We start from the raw sequence: 23,835 nt of genomic DNA on the forward strand, positions 1-23,835 counted from the left end.
AACAGTTGTAGAAAAATTAAACAATCATTTGTTAAAACATTTTTAGTTATGAATTAATGTGTGGGGATTATAGAGTTTTTTAGTTTTCTATTTAATAAATCTCTCATTTAATATATAAATTTTATACAACAATGAAAAAAGTATCCGCTATGGATACTTCGCCTAAAAATTTATCTCTACAAGTTTCTCTTAAGGATTTTTCTTCCTGAAAAGTAATTAACTTTTAAACTTTTTCTAATATTCGAAACCACTATCTGTAATCCAATTCATATTTTATTGATACCAATGTAGTTACAGGTATGTTAAAATTCACTTGAAACATTGCTTTTGGGAATACAATTGCTATCATAAACGCAATTTATTTTCTACAAACTGATTGGGTTTTAACCCAAATCGCGGTTTTATTCCGCAGTCCTTAATAAATTGTTAAGGACCTTTTTTATTTGTCTTTTAGCTGCGAAAAAATAAAATTTGCAAAGATATAAACTTTTCATAATGGGGGTACTTCATAACTTTATTTTGATAGCGATCTGCTGAGACTCCTTTTTATATGAATATAACAATGATATGGTTAATTTTTATTCATAAAAAAACAAAAAAAGAAGAGGGATATCTCCCTCTCCACCAACAAAATCAAACATATTTACAATTAAGGAAGGGCATACATTCATCAAGTGATGAATGGAACAATAATAGTTCACCTAGTGAATTATAACATAAAACAACTCCTATTAATAGGTAATATTACCATTAATGTAATTTATATGACAGATTTGTTAAATATCTTAATATTAAAAGGCTTTATATGTATGTAAATAGAATGTGGATAGTGTAGGGATAAAATATAAGGGGGATATATATGATGTTTAACAAAAAACAAAAATTAGTAACAACGGTAACAGCTTTAACATTAGGATGTGGATTTACTTTTGGATTAACACCAGCCTTTGCAGATTCTACTAAGATTTCCGCAAACAATACTCCTGTTCATTCTATTCAAAACCAAGAACAAGAACCTTTTACTGGATATGTCATTTCAATAGATAACAATTATTTAGTGGTTGCTGCTACTTCTACAAAAGATGAAGCACTTACTTATCAACATGATTGGTGGGATCTAGTTTCCCAAAACAAAATTTTAAGAGTTCCTGTTTCAGATAGTGAAAACTACACATTAGGTGAAAAATTAAACGTATATGCAGTTGGGTGGACTGCATCATTACCACCAATTGCTGTTATGCCTACAATCGAAAAATTAACCCAATAGGTAATAGTGCTTACAATAATAAAGGGCATCGTTCTAATTAGAATGGTGCCCTTTATTTAATAACAATTCAAACGTGATCACTCAAATCTATTATATTCGAAAATTGTAGTGTTAACTTATATAAAAAGTATTGGTACATATGACAGCACTATTTGACGAGTCAATATTGAAAACAGTCATATAATTAGAGCGTGTATAACCGTCCTCATGATAGGTAATCATTATTTCTTCTTCAGACAATAAGGAACATACTAGCATGTTTTCAATTCGTTATTTTTTTCAATTGTTAAGATTGGACGGGTTACTTTGTGTTATTCCTTAATCATTTCACGTTTAAATTTCAACGCAAACTTATAGAGATTCTTAGCAAATAAATGAATACTATCCGTAATATCCATGAAGAATTCGTCGATAGAATATTAAATCCTCAATAGGGACGTACTGCAAAGCTAGCTTTGTTATGTAATTAGAGCATTTAATGTATGTTCCCATAATCAGATTTACAACAAGAATGTCTTTTCTGCGAGGAATCTCGTATAATCTGGCCATCTTCTTTACACTCAATGCTTGTAATGGGGGAGTGGGGGAGTGGCGGATAGAACGATTGAACCATTTTTATTTACATCACCGACTACTGCCAATTTTTTATACATAGGATCTTACCCCATTTTGATGCAACTTACAGAAGCGTAAAAGCTACGTAAATCCACACATAAGAGGATTCTATTCGGTAAGATAGAATAGTCATACACTGTTATTCCTCCCTAATTAAAAAAGAACACTCGCTCTTATTTAATAAGAACATATATTCCTTTATGAAGAGTTTTTGTTTAAAAATAATTTTTTACATAAAGAAAAGACACTAGTATACGAGTGTCTTTCAGATATTCTGCTTGTAGGAGCAGCAATCCTACCATCAATCAGCAATAAGAGGGCATAGATATATATGAGGTAGCACCAACAAAACGTGAATTCCGTACGTTATTAAGAACAGAGTTTGCGTAATATTTTTCTTTATTTGAATAGAAGTAAATAAAGCACGATAAATGGTCGTTTTTGAAACTTGGGTTTTTACATGAATTCACTAAATATATCCCCTTCCATTTGTTATGGTTTTCAAAATAACTATTTACATATAATTTACACTAGTGTACTATTTGTCTAGTACACTAATACAGAGGAGGAAAGAAATGAAAACTGAGTTTTCTCCTAATATTCCTATTTATGTTCAGGTAATGGAATACATCAAAAAAGAAATTGTAACAGGACGTTTGGCGCCAGGTAAAAAAATTCCTGCTGTACGTGAATTAGCGGGTGAATTACAAGTGAATCCAAATACAATTCAACGTACGTTTCAAGAGCTAGAACGGGAAGGTATTGCTGAGACACGCAGAGGAACAGGAAGATTTGTAACAATGGATGAAGAAAAAATTACGGAGCTACGCAAAGAAATGGCAAAAGAGTTGCTTGATAATTTTATAAATGGAATGAATAACTTAGGATTTATGGAAGAAGAGGTTCTCTCAATACTCCATTCTTCTTTGGAAAGGAAAAAGGAGGGAAATGAATGAAAGAATTATTGAAAATTGAAAATCTATCGAAAAGATATGATTTAAAAACAGTGATTCGAGATGTAAGTTTAACAATATCAGAAGGGAAAATTATTGGTCTTGTTGGTGAAAATGGTAGTGGGAAAACGACATTATTAAAAATGATTTCGGGTTTACGCTTTCCTTCTATAGGAAGTATTACAATTAAAGATAAAAAGGTGGGGTTAGAAACGAAAAAAATCGTTTCATTTATGCCCGATAGTCCTGTTTTTGAAACATGGATGACCGTAAAAGATGCTTTGTTGTTCTATCGAGATATGTATACTGATTTTAATCTACAACAAGCAATAGATTTAATAGCTAACTTTAAAATCCCGCTAGAGGAGAATATAAGCATCTTATCAAAAGGGAAAACGGGGATATTACAGCTAATATTAACTTTTTCAAGAAAAGCAAGGGTATACGTATTAGACGAGCCATTAGGTGGAATTGATCTTGTTTCTAGAAAGCATATAGTAGATTTAATTCTTAACTTTTATCGTGAAGATAGTACTATTCTTATTTCGACTCATTTAATAGAGGAAATTGAAAATATATTTGATGAAGTAATATTTTTAAAAGACGGGAGTGTTGTATTGCATGAAAATGTAGAAGAAATTCGTTTTCACCATGGAAAAGCAGTACATGAGTTATTTAAGGAGGTTTTTGAGAAATGAACCCACTTTTTCGTTATTTGTTTAACTGTAATAGAAAAAGGATAGCTGTATTTTACCTTGGATTTATTACTATTTCATTACTTCTTTTATTTAAGATGGTGGGATTATCAAAGGTGACAAATCAACTTACAAAGGATATAACATTAGGTATATTTATATTCATCATAGGTGGCGCTGCATTTTTACTACTTTTAATAGCTTTGCCTTCTTTCAATAAAATGCTAAAAAATACGATGATTCGTTATACAGCTATCTCAGGAAAAAAGTATATATATGCAAATTTATTTTTTTTCACATTAATGTTTATTCTTTTATTAGTAATAGGCTTAATTTTTCTATACTATTTTTCTCAGAGTAACCTTGGAGAAAAAGTATCTGAAGGCTACCAACAAGAATTTCATAAGTTATATGCATATGGAGTTTTTCATCACATACTTTCCGTTTTTTTATGGGGAATCGATTTCATGAGTATATTAATTTCCTGTTATTTCATCATGGTAATTACAAAACTCATTCCTATAAAGTCATCATTGAGTAAAAGATTTTTATCAATGACTTTCTTTGTTTTATTTTTAATCATACAAACATTAGTATTGGATTTTTTAAGTAAATTAGGAGAATATGTAATCACCATAAAGAGTACGTGGTTCATAGATAAAAATGGTTTTATTGACACCTCACTGTATCCTAGTGAAGACTTCACTATTTTAGATATATGTTTTACTTGCTTATTCATAATTGTCCTAACAGCTATTACAGGTCGTATCATAGATAAAAAATTAGAAATATAAAGCTCCACTTTAAAGGTAGAATGTATTTAGGAGGAAACAATGAAAACAACCAATCCAATTTTAAAAAAAGAAAAATTTCATAAGGAAAAGACAAATGCATCTAAGATGACTATTAGGGGAACGATAGGCAAAACATTCATTTTACTTATTCTACTTTTTGCAGCGTCTGTCTATTCATACGTACAAATGACACAAGGGACAATGAAGATACCTGTATTAATTGGAATTGTAATAGTTACTCTAATTGTCGCATTTGTAGTTATATTCATTCCTCGTATATCACCAATTTGCGCACCGATTTACGCAGTATTACAAGGGATTTTATTAGGAAGTATTTCAGCATTTTATACAATGCGATTTGGAGATTCTATCGCTTTAACTGCAGTATTACTAACAATTTCAATTTTATTTGCCATGCTTTTGTTATACGCAACTCGAGTAGTAAAAGTAACTAAAAAGTTTCGTGCAGTTGTAACGGTTGCAACACTTGGAATTCTTATTATGTATTTTATTGTTTTCTTACTGGGTATCTTAGGGTTGACTGTTCCATATATTCATCAAGGTGGGACAATTAGTATCATTATTAGTACGATTGTAATTATTGTTGCAGCATTAGATTTATTACTGGATTTCGATTCAATTGAAAATGGTGTTCATAGTGGGGCACCAAAGTATATGGAATGGTACAGCGCAGTAGGACTTATGATGACATTAGTATGGTTATATCTTGAGATCCTTCGTCTAGTTTCTTACATTATGAAAAACAAAGACTAAAAAACATCCTGCATGGTTCAACCATGCAGGATGTTTTTTGTATCTCGTATTTTCAATTAAATTTATCATTTTAGCCAATAAGGCTCCTTCCTCAAGGAGCGTGAAGCGTTCAATTGTATATAAACCCATTTATGTTTAATTAATATTAGAGCATATAAAAAGACACTATGTATAATATAGTGTCTTTTTATAAGTTGAATTATTCTGAAAGAAAATGTAGTGATTAATAATAATTTGTTGGATACTTCTTGGTTAATTATATGATAGCACTGTCATATAAAAATGTAAATGCATTTATGTATATATATAATTTTATTGTATTTTAGATGCATTTGAATTTCATTCCATTTTCTTTGTTTTTATAAAAGTGATTTTGAACGTAAGGAATTTGTAAGGAAGAGGTAAGAAAAAAGAGATTTTCATTGTGTATGATTAAAATGTATAGAAGAGTGAGAGGAGGAACAAATACTGTAAATTTATATGAAAAAACAAATCGATTAATAAGACTTGTATGGAAGAAAAGAGACATTACAAAGGTTAACATACATGTAAAAAAGGATAGGCTATTTTCAGATCAAAAATTTGTTTGTGAAATAATAGGCATAAGAATGATTACAAATTCAATAGCGCCCTTTTGTCTTTGAGTAAGATGTAAGCTGTGTGATTAGTTGAAAAACAGCAAAAAACATCTATACGATATAAATAGGGGAGAGGAATATTTTGATGAAAAAGCACCGTCAAATTACATGTACAGGTTTAGCCCTTTTAATAACTGGAGGTTCCCTACTATATACAACTCCAACCTCAATTGTAAAAGCGGAGTCCATTCAAAATGTATCAAATTCGTTACAAAAAAGCAGTCAAAGGAATCATAATTCTGTCAAAAAGGCAATGGGGGATACATTGCAACTTGGATATCCAGGGATACTTGTTAAAACTTTTGAGGGTGGAAAAACATGGAGTCATGCAGCTGGGGTAGCAGATCTAAATACTAAGAAACCAATGAAAACAGATTTTCGTTTTCGAATTGGCAGCGTGACAAAAACGTTCACTGCAACAGTTGTACTTCAATTAGCAGGAGAAAGCCGCTTGAATTTAGACGATTCTATTGAAAAATGGTTGCCTGGTGTCATTCAGGGAAATGGATATGATGATAAACAGATTACTATCCGGCAATTATTGAATCACACAAGTGGTATCGCTAATTACACAAGGTCAAAGGATTTTAATATGATGGATACAAAAAGATCCTATACTGCTGAAGAATTAGTAAAGATGGGAATATCCATGCCTCCAGATTTTGCTCCAGGGAAGAGCTGGTCGTATTCAAATACAGGATACGTATTACTAGGGGGCCTAATTGAAAAAATAACTGGGAGCAGCTATGCGGAAGAGATTGAAAAACGTATTATTGAACCACTTGAATTATCGAATACATTCTTACCTGGGAATTCAAGTGTGATTCCAGGAACCAAGCATGCCCGTGGATATATCCAATTAGACAGAGCAAGTGAGCCAAAAGATGTTACTTATTATAATCCAAGTATGGCGAGCTCTGCCGGTGATATGATTTCAACAGCTGATGATTTAAACAAATTCTTTTCTTACTTACTTGGGGGGAAATTACTAAAAGAACAGCAACTAAAGCAAATGCTTACAACAGTCCCTACAGGAGTAGATGAACTTGGCGATTCCGGGCTTGGAATTTTTAAAATGAAGCTTTCAAATGGTGAATCGATATGGGGGCATGGAGGAACCATTCCTGGTTTTTTAACTTTTGCTGGGGGCACACTTGGAGGCAAGCATACATTGGCTGTCAATTTGAACAGCCTTAAAGCGGATACCCCTGATCCTTTTAAAAATATTTTACTCGCTGAATTTAGCAAGTAGGACAAAAGGGAAAACGGATAAGTTTTATCATATTTTCATAGTGAAACAATTGAACTACTCACCACTTAACGTCCTTACGGACTTTTTAAAGTGGGAGATTCCTGCGAACACCGATGTATCCACCGGTTATCTTAGTAGGATCTACCCGTAGTCCCTACGGTGAGAATATAAGTATCTTGTACGTTGACGCACTACACTCCCTACTTTAGCTTGGTTTTCGCAACTTCGACAAGCATGGGGCGATAGAAAGTTGAAGATTTTACGGTTGCAACGTTTTTCTGTAACCAACCTCATATTTTCAGTTTTCGAAGAGCAATCTGTACAAGTAAATGATAGCAAACATGTTGGCTTATGCCAACCGACATTCATCTCCCACCTAAAATTGGTGTTTCACACCCTCACATTTTTGAGGAAAGAGTCTTCTGTCGAAAAACGATAAATTTGTGAAAAAAGAGGCATTCTATAGCAGGTATCATACTTGTGTAGAATGCCTCTTTTTTCTCTTGTACAGAAGAATCTATATACAATGATGAGGAAAGAGCAGGTAGGAATAATAAGATGGAATAGGAAGTGAAGTTAATGACAAATGAACCTAAATTCGAATCATGTGAGACGTACGGCACTGGTATAATGTATGGTTTCAGTATACATAATGACTGTTAAGATAAGAAGGAACCTGAATTTGAATAATGGGAGATGTGAGGAGTCGATGTTGTTTAACAAATTATCCGGTAATTGAATAAAAGAATATGAATAGAAAAGAGCCCCCATTAATTTATCGGAGGCTCTTATTTTTTACTTCAGTACAGAAGGAGTCGTCTTTTCTAACCATAGAATGCCATCATATTGTTCTGTCGGAATCATGATTTCTTCTTTTAATTTATTTCCCCAATAACTTGCTGCAGTAGGAGTAAACATCCATGAAGTTTCTGGTCGGTTACTTTCTCCTTTTAAGTTAACGAAAACATGGGGACTTCCTACAGTGCTGATGATTTTTTCAACGCTTTGTTCTTCATGTTCATTATGTACAGGAATAACATTTTCATTAACATCATCCCAACTGCTTCCACTATACGCAAATACACCGATTGTGTACATTTGGTCTTTGATACGCTGTGGAAGATAATCCATCATATTTGGGCCAACATAATTGTATTGCTGCACCTTCGTAAAGTCTAATATCATTTTTGAATTTTGTTTTCGAATATGATAATTATGCCCCCACACAATAATTTTTTTATTTTTATATTGCATTTCAGTGAGCCATGCGAAATTTTGTGCCATTTTTTGATCTCGGATATAAAAAGAATAGTCTGTCAGGTTAGGTGAGGAGATGCCACCTCTGACTTTCATATCAGCATCTAGATGCGTTTTAATCGCATCAATCCGTATACTGATTGATTTCTCAAACAAATTCACATCATACGTAGGATGTGGTGCAACTTGAATCAATTCAGATTTATGATTCTGAATAAACATTCTAACCTTTTCAAACTTGTTAATTACGGGTTGTATTTCCATTTTAAATCGATCATAGGGATATGTTTTATTTTTATTGTAATACCTATCCAGTTCAATCAACTCTGACACTGCTGTATCAAATTCACTCGCCACTTCAGGATTTACTTTTTGCAACCATTCTTTTGCATAAGAGCGGAATGAAGATTTATAAAACAAATTCATATCAAAACCAGCTAATGTGAGTGGCTTCCCTTTTTCTTTTTGTTCTTTCATATAGGTAAATAATTGTTCAAGTTCCTCAGTTTGCCATACAGGGTATAAAGATTGTTTCATCGCTTCCGTAGCGGTTAAGTTATCAAAATTTTGTTGAACAGCTGCTGCTTCTCCAAGCCCTGTTTCAAATGCAATCACATCATATCCCATTTCTTCATGTAAGTACTTAATCATACGTATTTTGGATTGATTGATTTCCTTTGCACCATGCGTACTTTCACCAAGTACAACAATGCGCTTGTCCTGTACGGCCTCTTTAAGAAATGATAAATCCTCTCTTGTTTGGGAAGTTGGTTCATTTAATATTTTTGCATGTCCGTTTAACCATTCCTCCCATTTGGGTTGATCGACTGGTTTTTTTGCTGCGAATGCAACAGATGTAAAGGTGGTACAGGAAAGAAGGGTACTCATTAGTCCAAGTTTCCATTTATTACGCACAACAACGCCTCCAAGTATCATAGTTTACAAGCTGGAAAAAATAATACCAAAATTTACTAATATAACATTATTTATAATAATATATATGATAATCTCTAACAATACTAATATTGCGAAAATTTAAAAGTCACCTTCAGTGTAGTGAAGAAACCCTTCTTTCTATGTCACGTCTTGTAATCAAATATACACATTGCATGTACGTTTTCTGCATTCCTCTTGTGTGGAATCTGGAATGAGTACATGAATTTCAAAGTTCATTTTTATCCAAAAGGATCAAAAATCGTTAATTTACATAATGTATTTATCGTAAACTTATTAGTTTGAAAAAATGTATTAATCTATATATTAAATATATAGATATATTATGTTATAATGTGAAGTAGAAACTCGCGTGTTTCAAATACAACATTTTTATCTTCTTGATGGCCTCTTATCTTTCCGTAAGAGGTCCTTTTTTTATCCCTCCGTATTGCATAGTCGTTAAAATACTATAAAAAGATACTAAAGACTACTACATTACTATATTCTCTAGTATTTTTTCTTTACCTAGATTATCTACTGTTGAGCAAACGATAATTTAAGGGTTTTTTGTATAATTTTCACAAAATTACTTTGATTCATTATTTATTTCACTATAAAATAATAAAAGGATATATATAGTCAACGATTATAAGAATAGGTATGTCCTTTTTTGCAATGCTAATCCAAATTGAAGCCTAATACTGAAACGGTAAATGAGTAGAATTAGGGCTGAAACAGATAGTGAGGAAAGTAAAACAATAATAGCAAACAATACTTATAATGAAAACTTTCATAATGGACTGTCTATGGATGGAGAAAGAATACGAAAATATAAAGGGGTAAATGAATATGAATAGATCCTTCAAAGGTATTGCATTAGCAGGGTTAAGTGTTAGTTTCATGCTAGTAGGTTGTACATTAAATACATATGGACTTACACAGTCAGAGTATAGAAAAGTAGATAAGTATTATGATGCAGATAAAATGGTATCTGACCTAAAGAAATTGCACTATAGTGATGAGCACATTGAAAACCAACTAAGAAACGCATTGTCTAGAATTGAGTATGAAAAGGGAAGTAAGGAAGAAGAATCAAGTAGTAAAGAAAGTAAATCAAATGTATCAGACACGGAAGGTGAAAAGAAGGTAAAAGTATCTGAAAAAGATTACCCTTATCGTTTGACTGAACTGCACTTAGAATTCCAGTATCATTTAAAAAAACTAGAAAAGAAAACTGATGAATTATTTACAGAAAAGAGTGTCTACATAGGTGAGATAGATTCTTTAATTAGTCACATTAGTTTGGATATAAACCGTTTTGAAAAAATCAAGCCACCTAAAAAGTATGAAGACTACCAATTCTTAATACAAGAAGGGGTAGAAGAGATTAGAAAACACCTAATAAAAGTAGAAGATGCAGTTAGACAGTATGAGGACCGTAAGTATGATGGTGAATATAATAAGGATAAAGCAAAAGAAATCATACAAACCGGTATGTTTGGGATAGATGATGGTGTTTCTAAATGGGAGACAGTATTTAAGGGGATAAACGAGAAATACCCTGATATAGAGCAAGAGGTAAAGGAAGAGAACCAGAAACATGCGAAAGAGGGTCATCGTCAGGATGATTTAAATGAAAAAGTTAGTGGTTCAGAAGTTGATAAATACAAAGCAGCTATCGTAGAAAATACAAATATGATGGATGAAGTTATCAGACTGATACAAGATATAGGACATTCAGATGTAAAGGATTATGAGTCAAAGAAAAGTGAAATCCAACTGAGTTTGGATATGGCAAAAACACACGTAAGAGACATGAAATACCTTGAGGCACCTAAAGAGTTAGAAGTTGAACAAGAAAAGATAAAACAGGCAATGGATAATTACTGGAATGCTCTGCGATTACTTTCAGAAGCATTAGAAGAACAAAATAATAGTAAGTTGGAACAAGCAAATAACAAAGCAGAACAGGCAATGAAACTTTTTAAAAAAGCAACTGACAGTATTAAAAGTAAAACGAACTAATCATGAAAATGATCAAGTGGCGGTATCACTATTATAAATTAATAAATAAAATTGTAATTAGTTATTAATATTTTCCCGTTTATCCGTCACAATACTGTGACGGTCTTTTTGTGTATTTTAAAAAGAGTCTACGTAAGTAAAGAAAAAAGATAGAAACAATCCCTATTGAAATGATTAATTAAGTAACAACAGATTAAGGTTTATTGGATACTTATTGCATTTAAGGGGAGAGGTAAGATATCATCTTTTTTACATAAGTAAAATATTAAATAACAAATGAACTTTAGAAATTGCACTTAAATTAAAGGAGAGTACGTTATGAATACAATCATGATTGTAGAAGATGATATGAAAATTGCTGAATTACTGGGAACTCATATTAAAAAATATGGATATGAAAGTGTTATTATAGAGGACTTCGAAAATGTCTTAGATATATTTCAAGATATAAAACCAGATATAGTGCTATTAGATGTGAATTTACCTAATTTTGACGGTTATTATTGGTGTCGTAAAATACGGGCTATTTCTACTTGTCCAATTCTATTTCTATCTGCAAGGAGTGGAGAGATGGATCAAGTTATGGCTTTAGAAAATGGTGGTGATGATTACATTACGAAACCTTTTTATTATGAAGTTGTTATGTCTAAAATCCGTAGCCAGCTCAGAAGAGCATACGGTGAATATGCTCCTAAAGTAAAAGAACGAATAGTTGAGCAATCAGGGTTAATCCTGTTCCCAGAAAGAATGGAACTTCAACTAAATGATAAGACAATTTTACTTACTAGAAAAGAAACAACTTTATTAGAAATATTAATAACAAAGTCTCCGCTCCTTGTAAAACGTGAAGTGATTTTAGAACAACTATGGGATAGTTCATATATAGACGAAAATACATTGAGTGTAAATATAGGGAGAATTAGAAGGAAACTGCAAGATTTAGGTATTGAAAATGCACTGGAGACAGTTCGTGGTGCTGGATATCGTTTGCATGCTACTTGGAAAAAGGAAGGAAAGGAATAATGAAATTATTTTTACAAGAACATATTCCACTTATTTGTTATACATTTGCCCAATTGCTTATCATTCTTTTTATATATTGGTTTGATGGTTATCCACATATATTGACAGCATTATATTCTGTATTTTTGGGTGTTTTTTTATTAATGGGTTATTTAATCTATCGTTATTATAGTCATCGTTCATTCTACAAGCGTCTATCAACACCAATGGAAACTTTAAATGAGTCAATAAAAGATAGTGATTTGACTCCATTATCAATGGCCTTAGAAACATTACTACAATCTCAATATCAATATTATCAAAACCAATTAAAAAAATGGGAACGAAAACAACAAGAACAAATGACTTTTATGAATCAATGGGTTCATCAAATGAAAACACCTATTTCTGTTATTGAGTTAATTACACAAGATGCAGAAGACTCACGATTTGACAGTATTAATGAAGAAACAGAAAGAATCAAAAAAGGACTAGAAATGGTCTTATATGTTGCTCGCTTAGAAACATTTGAACAAGATTTTCAAGTGAACAGATTGCAGTTATTGGGAATGATTGATTCTGCTATTCATGAAAATAAACGTCTATTTATACGTAGTTATGTGTATCCAGAGGTAAAAGTAGATCCGAATCTTATTGTAGAAACAGATAAGAAATGGTTTCGATTTATACTCAATCAAGTACTGGAAAATGCAATTAAATATTCATCAAGTAAGAAAGAAAAAGTAATTGTATCGGCGTATTCAAAAGGACGAGCAATTATTTTAGAAGTAAAAGATTATGGAGTTGGTATTCCTACTGCTGATTTACCACGTGTTTTCAATCTATTCTATACTGGAGAAAATGGTAGGAAATTTAAAGAGTCTACGGGAATGGGATTATATCTTGTTAAAGAAGTATGTGAAAAATTAAATCATAAGATTGAGCTAGAATCTGAGGTAGGTAAGGGGACAAAAGTTAGAATCATATTTCCATATGCATCTCGTTAACCGATGAAAGGTATACCTTTCATCGGTTTTTCTTTTGAATCTTACAAACTTGTTAGATAAATGTTAGGGAAATCGATATGAGCCATACTATATATAAGTTACACTTCATGTATCGAAAAGAGAAATGGAAGGTGAAATACTTGTGGAGATACTACATGTTTCAGATTTAGGAAAGGTTTATCCTGGGAAAATTTCTTATACAGCATTATCCCATATTGATTTGAAAATAAACAAAGGTGAATTTGTAGGAATTATGGGACCATCTGGGAGTGGTAAAACAACGCTATTAAATATGGTGTCTACTATAGATGCTCCAACATCAGGAGAAGTATTAATTCATGGAGAAAACCCATATCTGTTATCTTCAGATCAGTTGTCTTTATTTCGAAGACGTGAATTAGGGTTTGTTTTTCAATCATTTAATCTCCTTAATACATTGACAGTGAAAGAAAATATTGTTCTTCCACTTACACTTGATGGTGTAAGCCCTAGAGAAATGGAAGGGAAAGTTGAAGCTATTGCTAAAAAACTAGGGATAACTGAAATATTAGATAAACGTACGTATGAAATTTCAGGTGGACAGGCACAAAGAACAGCAATCGCACGAGCTACTATTCATAATCCGAAATTATTACTTGCGGATGAGCCTACAGGAAATCTGGATTCAAAATCTGCTAGTGATGTGATGGAATTATTGACAAGGCTTAATAAAGAAAATAGCACAACGATGATGCTAGTGACACATGATGCAATGGCTGCAAGTTATTGTGATCGAATTGTGTTTATTAAAGATGGACAGTTATACAATGAGATTTATTGTGGAGATAATCGCAAAGTATTCTATGAAAAAATTCTAGAGGTTTTAGCATTATTAGGAGGAAATGCACATGACTTTTCGACAATTCGCATTTAATAACGTCATTCGAAGTAAACGAACATATTTGGCTCATTTTTTAAGTAGTACCTTTGCTATTATGATTTTCTTTACTTATGCATTACTTGCGTTTCATCCTAATTTACAAGGCGATCTTGCTGCCAGTGTAACAATCAATACATTTGCAAAGTCAGGATTACAGATATCACAGGGGTTAATATTTTTCTTCTCATTCTTTTTTATCCTATATTCTGTAAGTGCATTTTTAAAAACAAGAAAAAAAGATTTTGGAATTCTAATGCTACATGGGATGTCACGTTCACAATTGAACAAATTAGTATTTATTGAAAATATAATAATTGGTATCACTTCTATTTTAACAGGAATTACAATTGGAATGGTGTTCTCTAAGTTTATCTTAATTATGAGCAACAATCTGTTAATGATTGATAAAGGACTCCCATTTTACCTACCTCTTAAAGCAATTGGAATAACATTTGGAGCTTTCTTCTTACTATTTTTATTTATTTCACTTTTCACTTCTCGACTAGTAAATGTAGAGAAACTAGTAGAATTAATAAAAGCAGAAGAAAAGCCAAAGCCCGAACCAAAAGCATCATTTGGGCTATCTTTATTTGCACTTATTTGCATTGGACTAGGATATACGACTGTTTTCCATAGTGTTAACGCAATTCAGTACAAGGGTGCGAATTATGTATTTTTCATGATGGCGGCAGGGGTGAGCTTTGTTGTACTTGGAACGTACTTCTTATTTACCCAGCTCAGTGTGTATGTGTTACGTGCATTAAAGAAACGGGAAAATATTTTCTTTAAGAAAACAAACATACTCACCATCTCAGATTTAGTGTATCAATTAAAAGATAATGCAAAAATGTTTTTTATGGTCACTATTATTTCTACAGTTGCCTTCACTGCAGTGGGGACTTGTATGGGATTAGGCAACTCATCCATGGCTGAATCGGAAAGCCCTTTTGCATTTATTTATCAGTCTAATAATAATAACCATTTAGAAAAAGAACATTTAAAAAAAATAGAAAGCGAACTCCATGATGGTGAGTTTAATTTCAAACAGGTGACTTATTCAACAAAACAAATTCGAGATACTCTCTATAATAATAATATATTATCAACCGTTATAAAATTAAGTGATTATAATAAGTTAGCTAAGGCATTTGGTTTTGAAAAAGAAAACTTAAAAGATGAAAATGATAGTCTTGTCATACCTTCAAAAAAAGTTGCTAATACAAAATCTAATCAAAATAACTTTCAATTGTTGTATAGGGATATAAAAAAAGATATGCATGTAAATAAAATAGTTACTCCGAAAGAACTACAAGATACAATCAAAACGATAATTATTGTACCAGACGCTATATATAATCAAATGATAGCGGATCCAGAGAATTACTATTTTGAAACCACTATTAATGGTTTTATTGTGAAAGATTGGGAGAAAACAAAAAAAGTTGCAGAAAATATTGTAGCTGCTTTTCAGAAAGATAATACAAGTAAAATTGAGGATATAGTAGACAACGAAAAATATACATTTTCGACTTTAATTCTTACATGGATAGTGATGAAGCAAAGTTTTGGACTTGCATCTATCATGAGTGTATTAATAGGCATTGTTTTCTTTACGTTTGCTGCAAGCTTTTTATATTTCCGATTATACACAGACTTAGAACGAAATCAGCAGCAATATAAAATGATAGCAAAAGTTGGTTTAAGCAAACCGGAATTAAAGAAAATTGTGACACGTCAACTTGCATTGTTATTCTTTTTACCAATTGCAATAGCAATTACACATAGTGCGGTTGCTTTTATGGCCTTACAAAAGTTAGCCAATTTTTCAGTCTTAGGTAGTTCCGTTATGGTATTGATTTGTTTCTTAGTTATGCAAATTATATACTTTTACTTTGTTCGTGCTCAATATTTGAAAAAATGTATAAAACAATCTTTTAATTTAAGAAAGGGGAATATAGGATGAAAAAAAGACTTGGATTATTAATAGTAGCTGGTATTTTGAGTACCATGTTAGGAGCATGTTCATTATTTGGTACAAAAAACTCCCCAGCAAATGGAATTTCAATAGAAGTAGGGGAGATAAACGAACAAACAAGAAACTCTATAATAGACTTGTACAAAGATATAATAACATCACAAGACCTATATCAAATAAAAGAAGGGACCATAGATAATAATAAGCTCAACGTAAAGCTTCCGGCAGAGTTTAAGGATGCTCCTAGTAATTTATTATTTATAAGCAGAACAACTGCTGAAAAAATGGACAAAAAAGGACTTATACGTGAAAGAGATAATAATAAGGGGCTCACCTCTTCAGTCCCTATTGATTCGTTACCAAAAATAAAAAAAGATGAAACTATCTTATTTGCAAATAAAGAATATAAAGACTTGAAGGAACTAACATTTGATGAGAAAAAAATGAATGTTCAATACAAAGGGGATGTATGGCTATCTCCATATCGTGGTGAATCCAACGAAATCCTATTAATTGTAGATGATACAGTATTTAAAGAAATAAATGGGAAAGAAAAAACAAGACAATTTCTATCTTTTAATAAATCTTTTGGGAATCTTAATTTGTCCTCTCAGGGGAAAGCACCAGAATTAACAAAGGAAATAAATAAAGTGAATGCGGCTTTGGCTACTGAGGAAAACAGAGCCGTCAATTTTGTAAATATCACTGAAAAGTAAACAATTACTTTTATATAGAATAAAAGTATAGAACATATTAATCATCTTTGAAAAAATCATTATTCTTAAAGACACAAATAAGTGGGATTGATTTTTTAGTCATAATAAAAAAATCAGTTCCACTTTTGAAATTATAACCATCATCTAAATTTATACCCTTGTTTTTCTGTGTCTAAAATGTGTCTAAACGTACAATTTTCCCGCAATGATATGGCGCCCCCCATGCCCATCAACTTAAGGGGGAAATAAACGAACCTTCATTCAGCCAGGTTAAAACATTCTTAAAATCTTCTACTTTAATAATTATTAATTCTTAATAACCTACATTCTAGCTCTATATTTACCTTTAACAGTGCAATTTTTTTGTTTGGGGGATACTTCAAAATGTTAAGTTGATGGGCATGTATGGTGATCCCTATTTGGTGATAACCGGCTTACTTCTGCATTAGTGGACCGTTTGGTCCATCATGCTCATATCATTGCATTCACAGGTGAAAATTATCGTTTGCGAAATGCTTTATCTTCTGGAAATACCAAAATTAACATTTAAAAAAATAGCTGCGCGCCTCTAGAATTTTTTCTGCATTTTTCAGGGATTGTTGCTTGCACGCCTCAGATTAAAAATTTAAAATAAAGAATAATTAACATAGCGGGAGGGGAAATACGTGATTACACTAAAGCCTATGGCCGAAGAGGAGTTTCAGCGTTATTATGAGAATGAGATTGAAGATTATGCGAAAGAGAAGGTTGCTGCTGGAAATTGGAGTGAAGATGAAGCTGTTAACTTGTCCAAAATAGAATTTGATCAGCTGTTACCAAAAGGTGAAAAAACGGAGTACAATTATTTATACTCTATCTTTCATGATCAAAATCTAGTTGGAATGATTTGGATTGCGCAAAAATCGCCTACAAGTAATGAGGAAGGTTTTATTTATGACTTTATTATTTTTGAGCAATATCAAGGGTTAGGATATGGTAAAAAGGCAATGAAAGAAATTGAAGTGATTGCTAAAGAATTAGGAATGAAAAAAATTGGACTTCATGTTTTTGGTCATAACAAAGTTGCTCGTGGATTATATGAAAAGTTAGGCTATGAAATTACAAATATAGATATGATGAAATCCATTTAAGAAAGCTATTTATAAGTATTAAAAGGGGACCTATGCTCATATCATTGCATTCACAGGTGAAAGTTATCATTTGCGAAATGCTTTATCTTCTGGAAATACCAAAATTAACATTTAAAAAAATAGCTGCGCGCCTCTGGAATTTTTTCTGCATTTTTCAGGGATTGTTGCTTGCACAAAACAGCGGTACCCGATCACTATCAAGCTAAGATAAATTTTTATCCATATGATGGGTGTTTTTATCAAATGGAAAAAAAGTAAGAGTAGAAATGATGAGGAACCAGGATTATCCTACCATTATGCTAGAAATATATATGTTATATTTTCTTTTCCACTACCTTTGCACCAAAACCAAAAAATACGCTATTCTTTCTGTAGAATCATAGGAAAGGATGGCGTTTTTGTATGTAGCTATCAATTTCTGACGAATTACAATTATTTGCTGAAGAATTATATGAACATCTTACCCCTTCATTTTTGGAAAATCTCGCTAGAGAGCTAGGTTTTGTAAAACGAAAACGTAAATTTTCAGGGTATGATTTAGCTACTATATGTGTCTGGATTAGTCAACGAGTAGCGAGTGATTCATTAGTCCGATTGTGTAGTCAGCTACATGCATCAACAGGAACTCTTATGAGTCCTGAAGGACTAAATAAGTGCTTTAATAAAAAGGCAGTGTTCTTTTTGAAACATATTTTCTCCACATTATTAAAAAATAAAGTTTGTGGAAAGTCAGCAATTCCAAGTGCTTCACTTACCTATTTTCAGCGAATTCGTATTTTAGATGCAACCATTTTTCACGTACCAAAACACTTGGCCAATGTATATCCTGGATCAGGTGGTTGTGCACAAACAGCGGGTATAAAAATCTAGTTAGAATATGATTTACATAGTGGTCAGTTTTTAAATTTCCAAGTGGAACCAGGGAAAAATAATGATAAAACCTTTGGAACAGAGTGTTTATCAACATTACGCCCTGGTGACCTATGTATTCGGGATTTAGGCTATTATTCACTGGATGATTTAGATCAAATGGATCAACGTGGTGTGTACTATATATCGCGACTCAAATTAAACAATAGGGTATATGTCAAAAATGAATTTCCTGAATACTTTCGAAACGGAACAATAAAAAAACAATCTCAGTACATCAAAGTTGATTTAGAGCACATCATGAATACCTTAAAACCAGGACAGTCCTATGAAACAAAAGAAGCTTATATTGGAAAGGATAAAAAACTATTTATTCGGGTGATTATGTATCGATTAACAGAAAAACAACTTCGTGAGCGTATGAAAAAACAAGTGTACACAGAAAGTAAAAAAGGGATTACATATTCGGAAAAAAGCAAACGATTAGCTGGCATGAACCTATATGTTACCAATACACCTTGGGAGATTGCTCCGATGGAACAAATCCATAATTTTTACTCTCTCCGCTGGCAAATTGAAATCATTTTTAAAACTTGGAAATCCTTATTTCAAATTCATCATTGGCAACATATTAAACAAGAGCGATTAGAATGCCATGTTTATGGAAAACTCATTGCCATTTTTCTATGTTCTTCTACTATGTTTAAGATGCGACAATTAATTTTACAAAAGAAGAAACAAGAATTAAGTGAATATAAAGCAATTGGAATGATTCAAGATCACTTATCGAGTTTGTATCAAGCCATACAACAAAACATCCAAGAAATAACAAAGATCCTAATCAGCCTGTTCCACCTCCTACAGAAGAACGGAAGAAAATCTCATCGATATGAGAAGAAGACTGTTTTTGATATTATGGGTGTTGTTTATGAGTATAATGGGTTGAAAAAACAAAAGAAAGTTGCATAATTTAAAAAAGGAAACCCGTTAGGGTTTATTTGGTATGCATATTATTAAGAGTATGCTTCTATTTTAGGAATGCTTTACCTCCACAAAATGAAAGTACACTTTGTTTTCATTTTTAAGTTGATGGGCATGTATGGCGCCCCCTCATAGTACAATCTAAAAAAGCATTTATGAAACGAGTTTTAGACCTATTGCAGCACCTAAAACCATACCTATAAAGACAAGTCTTCTCCAGTCTTTTGATTCTCCATAAAAAATCATGCCTAAAATTGCACCTCCAGACGCACCAATTCCAGTCCAAATTGCATAAGCTGTTCCCATAGGTAGTGTTTCCATTGCGTAAGCAAGAAATATAAAACTTAATCCAAATCCGAGAATTAACAAAGCTAATGATTGCCAATTTCGATCTTTATGCAGTTTATTTATCATAGCAACACCAAACATTTCAAAAAGCCCTGCTAAGATTAAAGAAATCCATGCCATTAGGATTCATCACCTTTCTGAACTCTGTCATCTGTAACTAATTTCAAGCCAATTACTCCAGCTAATAAAAATAAAATCAAGAGTACTTTTCCCACTTTAAATGGTTCACCAAAGAACAGGATTTCAGAAAAGACAGTTCCAGCTGTACCTAACCCAACAAAAACAGCATAAACAGTTCCCACGGGAAGTTTTCTTCCTGCCATGATCATTAAATAAAAGCTTAAAAATATAGCAATGATAGTCCCCGTCCAAGTCCAAAAGTCATCAGCATTTTTTAAACCAATAACCCAAAAAATTTCAAAGAAAGCAGCAATAAATACTTTAATCCAGTCTTTACTCATCTAAAAGACACCTCCAATTTTATTCTTACCAAAAAAAACAAAAAAAGCCTAAGAGAAAACTGTTAAACAGTTTCTCCCAGGCTTTTATACTTCCGTGACACAGTAAAGCTGTGAGTTTTCTCTCGGACAAGACCAAAACTAAATATACATCATACACACATGAAAGCAAAATAGTTTACCTAAAGCTGTACCGATAATAGAAAATATAATTGAGCGGTACTTTTTTCTTTGTTATATAAAATTCATATAATAAACGTGGAATTTAACAAAGCGGACCATTGGCCTCCGTAAATCATTCCATATCTCAAACATTGTTTCATCGCTAAAATATTATAAATAAACATTTGTATAATCTTCCTATACCTAATTTCTTTATCACATAAATAAAAAAAGATAAGACAATTCCATTTACATATATTCAAGAATTATAGTTAGTTATAACGTAAAACTCATTTTACTAATTCACATAATTTTCAAATATAAAAAGGGCATAAGTTAGGAATCGGCATATAATAAAATTAACCCGTGGTTATAGTGTTTGCTCCGATTCAAATTATGAGATAGTTTGTTTTAACTTTTTACATTATCTAAAAAAGAACTTGTAGAGATTCCTACAAGTTCTTTTTGTTCTTCGGATTGACGAATAGTAAGTGTTATTGGGGATCCCGCTAACATTTCAAGAGTCGTCATATATTCTTATGACAAAATGCTGTAGAAAGCTTAAGAATTCTTAAGAACTTTTGCCCCTTTTTCTTAAGGTTTGGACTCTAGAGTATGATTATGAGTTCAAACCTGTGGGATGATTAGGTATGAAAACAATTCGCTTTCTTATTTCTGTATATAATTCACTAAAAATCAATTGGTGCAGCCAGTCCAAGTTCAAGGTTTCTTAGAGACAAAATAATTGAAGGAATTGATTTGAAGAAAGTAAATTATATTGTCAAATATGGACTGAGTACAGGTGTATTCACAGAAAAATTAATTAAAAGAAGAAATCACAAGACAATTATTTTATTAGTGGAAAATAATAAGAAATTTTATTTTTTTACTAAAAGCAAAATTTAAAGAAAAAGAGAACGTATTAATTATATATGGTTCAGCAGTAAATATTGAACAATATATTAGGGGAACGATATTACTTATATCTATTATGTTATTTCTTGTCTTCCGTTTGCAAGTTTACAATAAAGAGAAGATAAAAATGTCTCACCTGCTTATGTCTTTAGCTGTTTAATACGAGAAAAAATATGGAGGAATCCTATGGAGTCAAAAATTCTTATTGTCGATGATGATAAAGAAATTAGAAATCTTATCTCTGTTTATTTGGAAAATGAAGGTCTGAAAACTCAAAAGGTAGAAGATGCTATGGAAGCTTTACAACTGTTAGAAGAAAAGGAGTTTGATTTGATTATTTTAGATATTATGATGCCTAATATGGATGGTATTGAAGCGTGTATGAAGATTAGGGAAGACCGCAATATACCTATCATCATGCTATCTGCAAAATCTGAGGATATAGACAAAATTCAGGGTCTAGCCTCTGGTGCAGACGATTATTTATCAAAACCGTTTAACCCATTGGAATTAATCGCTAGGGTAAAATCCCAATTAAGAAGGTTTAAAAAATACAATTCATCAATAGAACATAATAAAAGCATTCTAGAAATTGGTGACTTAACCGTGAATACAGATACACGTCAAGTATGGATAAGAGGAAAAGAAACAAGGTTAACTCCAAAAGAGTTTGCTATTCTCGAACTACTTGCCCGCAATAAAGGGATTGTCCTGAGTGTAGCAAAAATATATGAAGCAGTTTGGGAAGAGGTTTTTTATAAATCAGACAATACCGTCATGGTGCATATTACAAAAATAAGAGACAAAATAGAAGAGGATTCTAAACATCCCATTTATATTAAAACTGTGTGGGGAATTGGATATAAAATATGAAGAATGTTAGTTTCAGAAATAAGATCATTATAAAACTTCTTGGTGCTGTTGCAGTTAGTTTTTTTATTTCATTTGGTTTAACAATCCTCATTTTGGTATACGTCATAGATCCATTATTTGTAAAAAACGAAGAATTTGGTATGTTTGAAGGCAATTTGGCATTGTTTTTCTTATTCGCGTTCGCAATCTTTACCTTTATCATACTTTTTTTGATATTGGTTCGAAAGAAAATAGTATATTTGAAGCTCATTTCGGATAATGTAAATGATATTGCCAATGGAAAACTGGGTTTGACAATTGGGATTAAGGGGAAGGACGAATTGACCCAACTTGCTCAAAATATCAACTATATGTCCAAGGAATTGGAAAATACATTTGAACAAGAAAGACGATTAGAACGTACAAAAAATGAACTTATAACAAACGTATCTCATGATTTACGCACACCGTTAACATCTATTATTGGCTATATAGATTTATTAAAACGAGGGCAATACAATAGTAAAACACAATTACAGGAATACCTTGAAACCACGTATTCAAAGGCACAGAGACTGAAATATTTAATTGATGAGCTGTTTGAATATACTCGTTTATCAGGCATAGATGCTAAGTTAAATCTTAATGAAGTCGATTTATCAGGTTTGTTGGAGCAAATAGTTGGAGAATACATTCCTATATTTGAAAAGGAACGCTTAATCGTTCAAAAATCAATTACACAAGAAACAATACCTATTTTCATAGATGCAGAAAAAATGGTACGTGTATATGAAAATCTGTTTATGAATGCGATAAAGTACAGCATGAAACCATCCGAATTATCCGTATGTCTTGAATTAATGGATAACAAAGCAATTTTAAAAATATCAAATAAAGTCGAGAGACCGCCTGTTAGCGATCCGAATAAATTGTTTGAAAGGTTTTTCAGGGGTGATAAGGCAAGAAAAAATGATCAAGGAAATGGACTGGGGCTTGCTATCTCAAAAAGAATTGTTGAACTTCATCATGGTAATATACATGCAGAATATAAAGAAGGTTGGATATCCTTTATTGTTGAACATCCAATCGAATAGATTGGCTTATGGAATTACAGGTTCCATAAGCTTTTTTTTTATAAACCTTAAGAATTCTTAAGGTTTTTTCAGGGTGTTTCCTAATTTTTATAGTTTATCATGTATGTATTCAAAGCGATGAGGTGAGTGGAGAAATTAAAATAAAATTTTCTTTCAGCTTCCAAGTGGATACATCGTGACCGCCTTATGGAAAAGGTAGA

18 protein-coding genes and 5 pseudogenes are annotated in these 23,835 nt (G+C 32.0%); 18 read left to right on the plus strand and 5 right to left on the minus strand.

Annotated features, from left to right (window positions below; translation table 11 throughout):
* Window positions 1-862: 862 nt before the first annotated feature.
* Window positions 863-1,267, plus strand: a complete 405-nt coding sequence (locus N2V92_RS00800; RefSeq protein ID WP_061664494.1) for a DUF3221 domain-containing protein — start codon at window positions 863-865, stop codon at window positions 1,265-1,267.
* A gap of 67 nt (window positions 1,268-1,334) precedes the next feature.
* Here N2V92_RS00800 and N2V92_RS00805 read toward each other — a convergent pair.
* Window positions 1,335-1,593: pseudogene (locus tag N2V92_RS00805) on the minus strand (YolD-like family protein).
* Window positions 1,591-2,019 (minus strand): annotated as a pseudogene (locus N2V92_RS00810) (Y-family DNA polymerase); the annotation flags it as partial. The pseudogenes N2V92_RS00810 and N2V92_RS00805, both read right to left, overlap by 3 nt.
* Window positions 2,020-2,457: 438 nt before the next feature.
* Between N2V92_RS00810 and N2V92_RS00815 the strand changes: the two are divergent.
* The 5 genes from N2V92_RS00815 to N2V92_RS00835 all read left to right on the plus strand — a co-directional run bounded on the left by N2V92_RS00815 (window position 2,458) and on the right by N2V92_RS00835 (window position 6,988).
* Entirely contained in the window at window positions 2,458-2,838 is a 381-nt protein-coding gene (locus N2V92_RS00815) for a GntR family transcriptional regulator (RefSeq protein ID WP_000845512.1), read from the plus strand.
* Window positions 2,835-3,533 carry an ABC transporter ATP-binding protein gene (locus N2V92_RS00820; RefSeq protein WP_000661366.1) on the plus strand — a complete coding sequence of 233 codons (699 nt, stop codon included), beginning with the start codon at window positions 2,835-2,837 and terminating at the stop codon, window positions 3,531-3,533. The genes N2V92_RS00815 and N2V92_RS00820 overlap by 4 nt, the downstream gene beginning before the upstream one ends.
* Window positions 3,530-4,324: an ABC transporter permease gene (locus N2V92_RS00825; protein ID WP_070183932.1), complete on the plus strand. Its 795-nt coding sequence runs from the start codon at window positions 3,530-3,532 to the stop codon at window positions 4,322-4,324. Before N2V92_RS00820 ends, N2V92_RS00825 begins: the two co-directional genes overlap by 4 nt.
* A 39-nt stretch (window positions 4,325-4,363) precedes the next feature.
* Window positions 4,364-5,098 (plus strand): Bax inhibitor-1/YccA family protein, encoded by a 735-nt coding sequence (locus N2V92_RS00830; protein WP_098506580.1) that lies wholly within the window; start codon window positions 4,364-4,366, stop codon window positions 5,096-5,098.
* Window positions 5,099-5,821: 723 nt separating this feature from the next.
* Window positions 5,822-6,988: a serine hydrolase domain-containing protein gene (locus N2V92_RS00835; RefSeq protein ID WP_098506584.1), complete on the plus strand. Its 1,167-nt coding sequence runs from the start codon at window positions 5,822-5,824 to the stop codon at window positions 6,986-6,988.
* A 795-nt stretch (window positions 6,989-7,783) separates the two neighbouring features.
* Here the strand turns inward: N2V92_RS00835 and N2V92_RS00840 are convergent.
* Window positions 7,784-9,160, minus strand: coding sequence for an erythromycin esterase family protein (locus N2V92_RS00840; RefSeq protein ID WP_142331108.1), 1,377 nt, complete (start codon window positions 9,158-9,160; stop codon window positions 7,784-7,786).
* An 864-nt stretch (window positions 9,161-10,024) separates the two neighbouring features.
* On the opposite strand from N2V92_RS00840, the gene N2V92_RS00845 reads away from it, so the two are divergent.
* The 10 genes and pseudogenes from N2V92_RS00845 to N2V92_RS00885 all read left to right on the plus strand — a co-directional run bounded on the left by N2V92_RS00845 (window position 10,025) and on the right by N2V92_RS00885 (window position 19,794).
* Window positions 10,025-11,206: a DUF7018 domain-containing (lipo)protein gene (locus N2V92_RS00845; protein WP_098506578.1), complete on the plus strand. Its 1,182-nt coding sequence runs from the start codon at window positions 10,025-10,027 to the stop codon at window positions 11,204-11,206.
* Window positions 11,207-11,524: 318 nt separating this feature from the next.
* A complete protein-coding gene (locus N2V92_RS00850; RefSeq protein WP_098506577.1) occupies window positions 11,525-12,229 on the plus strand; it encodes a response regulator transcription factor in 705 nt (234 codons plus the stop codon).
* Window positions 12,229-13,215, plus strand: coding sequence for a sensor histidine kinase (locus tag N2V92_RS00855; RefSeq protein WP_098506576.1), 987 nt, complete (start codon window positions 12,229-12,231; stop codon window positions 13,213-13,215). The genes N2V92_RS00850 and N2V92_RS00855 overlap by 1 nt, the downstream gene beginning before the upstream one ends.
* A gap of 142 nt (window positions 13,216-13,357) precedes the next feature.
* Window positions 13,358-14,128: an ABC transporter ATP-binding protein gene (locus N2V92_RS00860; protein ID WP_016078492.1), complete on the plus strand. Its 771-nt coding sequence runs from the start codon at window positions 13,358-13,360 to the stop codon at window positions 14,126-14,128.
* Window positions 14,103-16,097 carry an FtsX-like permease family protein gene (locus N2V92_RS00865; protein WP_170264912.1) on the plus strand — a complete coding sequence of 665 codons (1,995 nt, stop codon included), beginning with the start codon at window positions 14,103-14,105 and terminating at the stop codon, window positions 16,095-16,097. The genes N2V92_RS00860 and N2V92_RS00865 overlap by 26 nt, the downstream gene beginning before the upstream one ends.
* Window positions 16,094-16,825: a lipoprotein BA_5634 family protein gene (locus tag N2V92_RS00870; protein ID WP_086398107.1), complete on the plus strand. Its 732-nt coding sequence runs from the start codon at window positions 16,094-16,096 to the stop codon at window positions 16,823-16,825. Before N2V92_RS00865 ends, N2V92_RS00870 begins: the two co-directional genes overlap by 4 nt.
* A 415-nt stretch (window positions 16,826-17,240) precedes the next feature.
* Window positions 17,241-17,375: pseudogene (locus tag N2V92_RS00875) on the plus strand (ATP-binding protein); the annotation flags it as partial.
* 115 nt (window positions 17,376-17,490) lie between these two features.
* Window positions 17,491-17,955: a GNAT family N-acetyltransferase gene (locus N2V92_RS00880; protein WP_000631398.1), complete on the plus strand. Its 465-nt coding sequence runs from the start codon at window positions 17,491-17,493 to the stop codon at window positions 17,953-17,955.
* Between the two features lie 31 nt (window positions 17,956-17,986).
* Window positions 17,987-18,070 (plus strand): annotated as a pseudogene (locus N2V92_RS29940) (ATP-binding protein); the annotation flags it as partial.
* 299 nt (window positions 18,071-18,369) lie between these two features.
* A pseudogene (locus tag N2V92_RS00885) lies at window positions 18,370-19,794 on the plus strand (IS4 family transposase).
* A 165-nt stretch (window positions 19,795-19,959) separates the two neighbouring features.
* On the opposite strand, the gene N2V92_RS00890 reads toward N2V92_RS00885, so the two are convergent.
* Window positions 19,960-20,274: a DMT family transporter gene (locus N2V92_RS00890; protein WP_000312327.1), complete on the minus strand. Its 315-nt coding sequence runs from the start codon at window positions 20,272-20,274 to the stop codon at window positions 19,960-19,962.
* Window positions 20,274-20,615 carry a DMT family transporter gene (locus N2V92_RS00895; protein WP_000031243.1) on the minus strand — a complete coding sequence of 114 codons (342 nt, stop codon included), beginning with the start codon at window positions 20,613-20,615 and terminating at the stop codon, window positions 20,274-20,276. Before N2V92_RS00895 ends, N2V92_RS00890 begins: the two co-directional genes overlap by 1 nt.
* Window positions 20,616-21,875: 1,260 nt before the next feature.
* On the opposite strand from N2V92_RS00895, the gene N2V92_RS00900 reads away from it, so the two are divergent.
* A complete protein-coding gene (locus N2V92_RS00900) occupies window positions 21,876-22,562 on the plus strand; it encodes a response regulator transcription factor (RefSeq protein WP_000444090.1) in 687 nt (228 codons plus the stop codon).
* The gene (locus N2V92_RS00905; protein ID WP_170264911.1) at window positions 22,559-23,635 is read left to right on the plus strand and encodes a HAMP domain-containing sensor histidine kinase; all 1,077 of its coding nucleotides are present in this window, start codon (window positions 22,559-22,561) and stop codon (window positions 23,633-23,635) included. The genes N2V92_RS00900 and N2V92_RS00905 overlap by 4 nt, the downstream gene beginning before the upstream one ends.
* Window positions 23,636-23,835 lie beyond the last annotated feature (200 nt).

The organism is Bacillus sp. CH_48, from assembly GCF_038008465.1.
Classification (GTDB): domain Bacteria; phylum Bacillota; class Bacilli; order Bacillales; family Bacillaceae_G; genus Bacillus_A; species Bacillus_A thuringiensis_S.

Bases quoted from the DNA above. Each gene is read 5' to 3' on its own strand.
- N2V92_RS00905 (WP_170264911.1), top strand. From the start codon at position 22,559: ATGAAGAATGTTAGTTTCAGAAATAAGATCATTATAAAACTTCTTGGT.
- N2V92_RS00900 (WP_000444090.1), top strand. From the start codon at position 21,876: ATGGAGTCAAAAATTCTTATTGTCGATGATGATAAAGAAATTAGAAAT.
- N2V92_RS00855 (WP_098506576.1), top strand. From the start codon at position 12,229: ATGAAATTATTTTTACAAGAACATATTCCACTTATTTGTTATACATTT.
- N2V92_RS00820 (WP_000661366.1), top strand. From the start codon at position 2,835: ATGAAAGAATTATTGAAAATTGAAAATCTATCGAAAAGATATGATTTA.
- N2V92_RS00830 (WP_098506580.1), top strand. From the start codon at position 4,364: ATGAAAACAACCAATCCAATTTTAAAAAAAGAAAAATTTCATAAGGAA.
- N2V92_RS00870 (WP_086398107.1), top strand. From the start codon at position 16,094: ATGAAAAAAAGACTTGGATTATTAATAGTAGCTGGTATTTTGAGTACC.
- N2V92_RS00800 (WP_061664494.1), top strand. From the start codon at position 863: ATGTTTAACAAAAAACAAAAATTAGTAACAACGGTAACAGCTTTAACA.
- N2V92_RS00895 (WP_000031243.1), bottom strand. From the start codon at position 20,615: ATGAGTAAAGACTGGATTAAAGTATTTATTGCTGCTTTCTTTGAAATT.
- N2V92_RS00845 (WP_098506578.1), top strand. From the start codon at position 10,025: ATGAATATGAATAGATCCTTCAAAGGTATTGCATTAGCAGGGTTAAGT.
- N2V92_RS00835 (WP_098506584.1), top strand. From the start codon at position 5,822: ATGAAAAAGCACCGTCAAATTACATGTACAGGTTTAGCCCTTTTAATA.
- N2V92_RS00850 (WP_098506577.1), top strand. From the start codon at position 11,525: ATGAATACAATCATGATTGTAGAAGATGATATGAAAATTGCTGAATTA.
- N2V92_RS00825 (WP_070183932.1), top strand. From the start codon at position 3,530: ATGAACCCACTTTTTCGTTATTTGTTTAACTGTAATAGAAAAAGGATA.
- N2V92_RS00815 (WP_000845512.1), top strand. From the start codon at position 2,458: ATGAAAACTGAGTTTTCTCCTAATATTCCTATTTATGTTCAGGTAATG.
- N2V92_RS00865 (WP_170264912.1), top strand. From the start codon at position 14,103: ATGACTTTTCGACAATTCGCATTTAATAACGTCATTCGAAGTAAACGA.
- N2V92_RS00890 (WP_000312327.1), bottom strand. From the start codon at position 20,274: ATGGCATGGATTTCTTTAATCTTAGCAGGGCTTTTTGAAATGTTTGGT.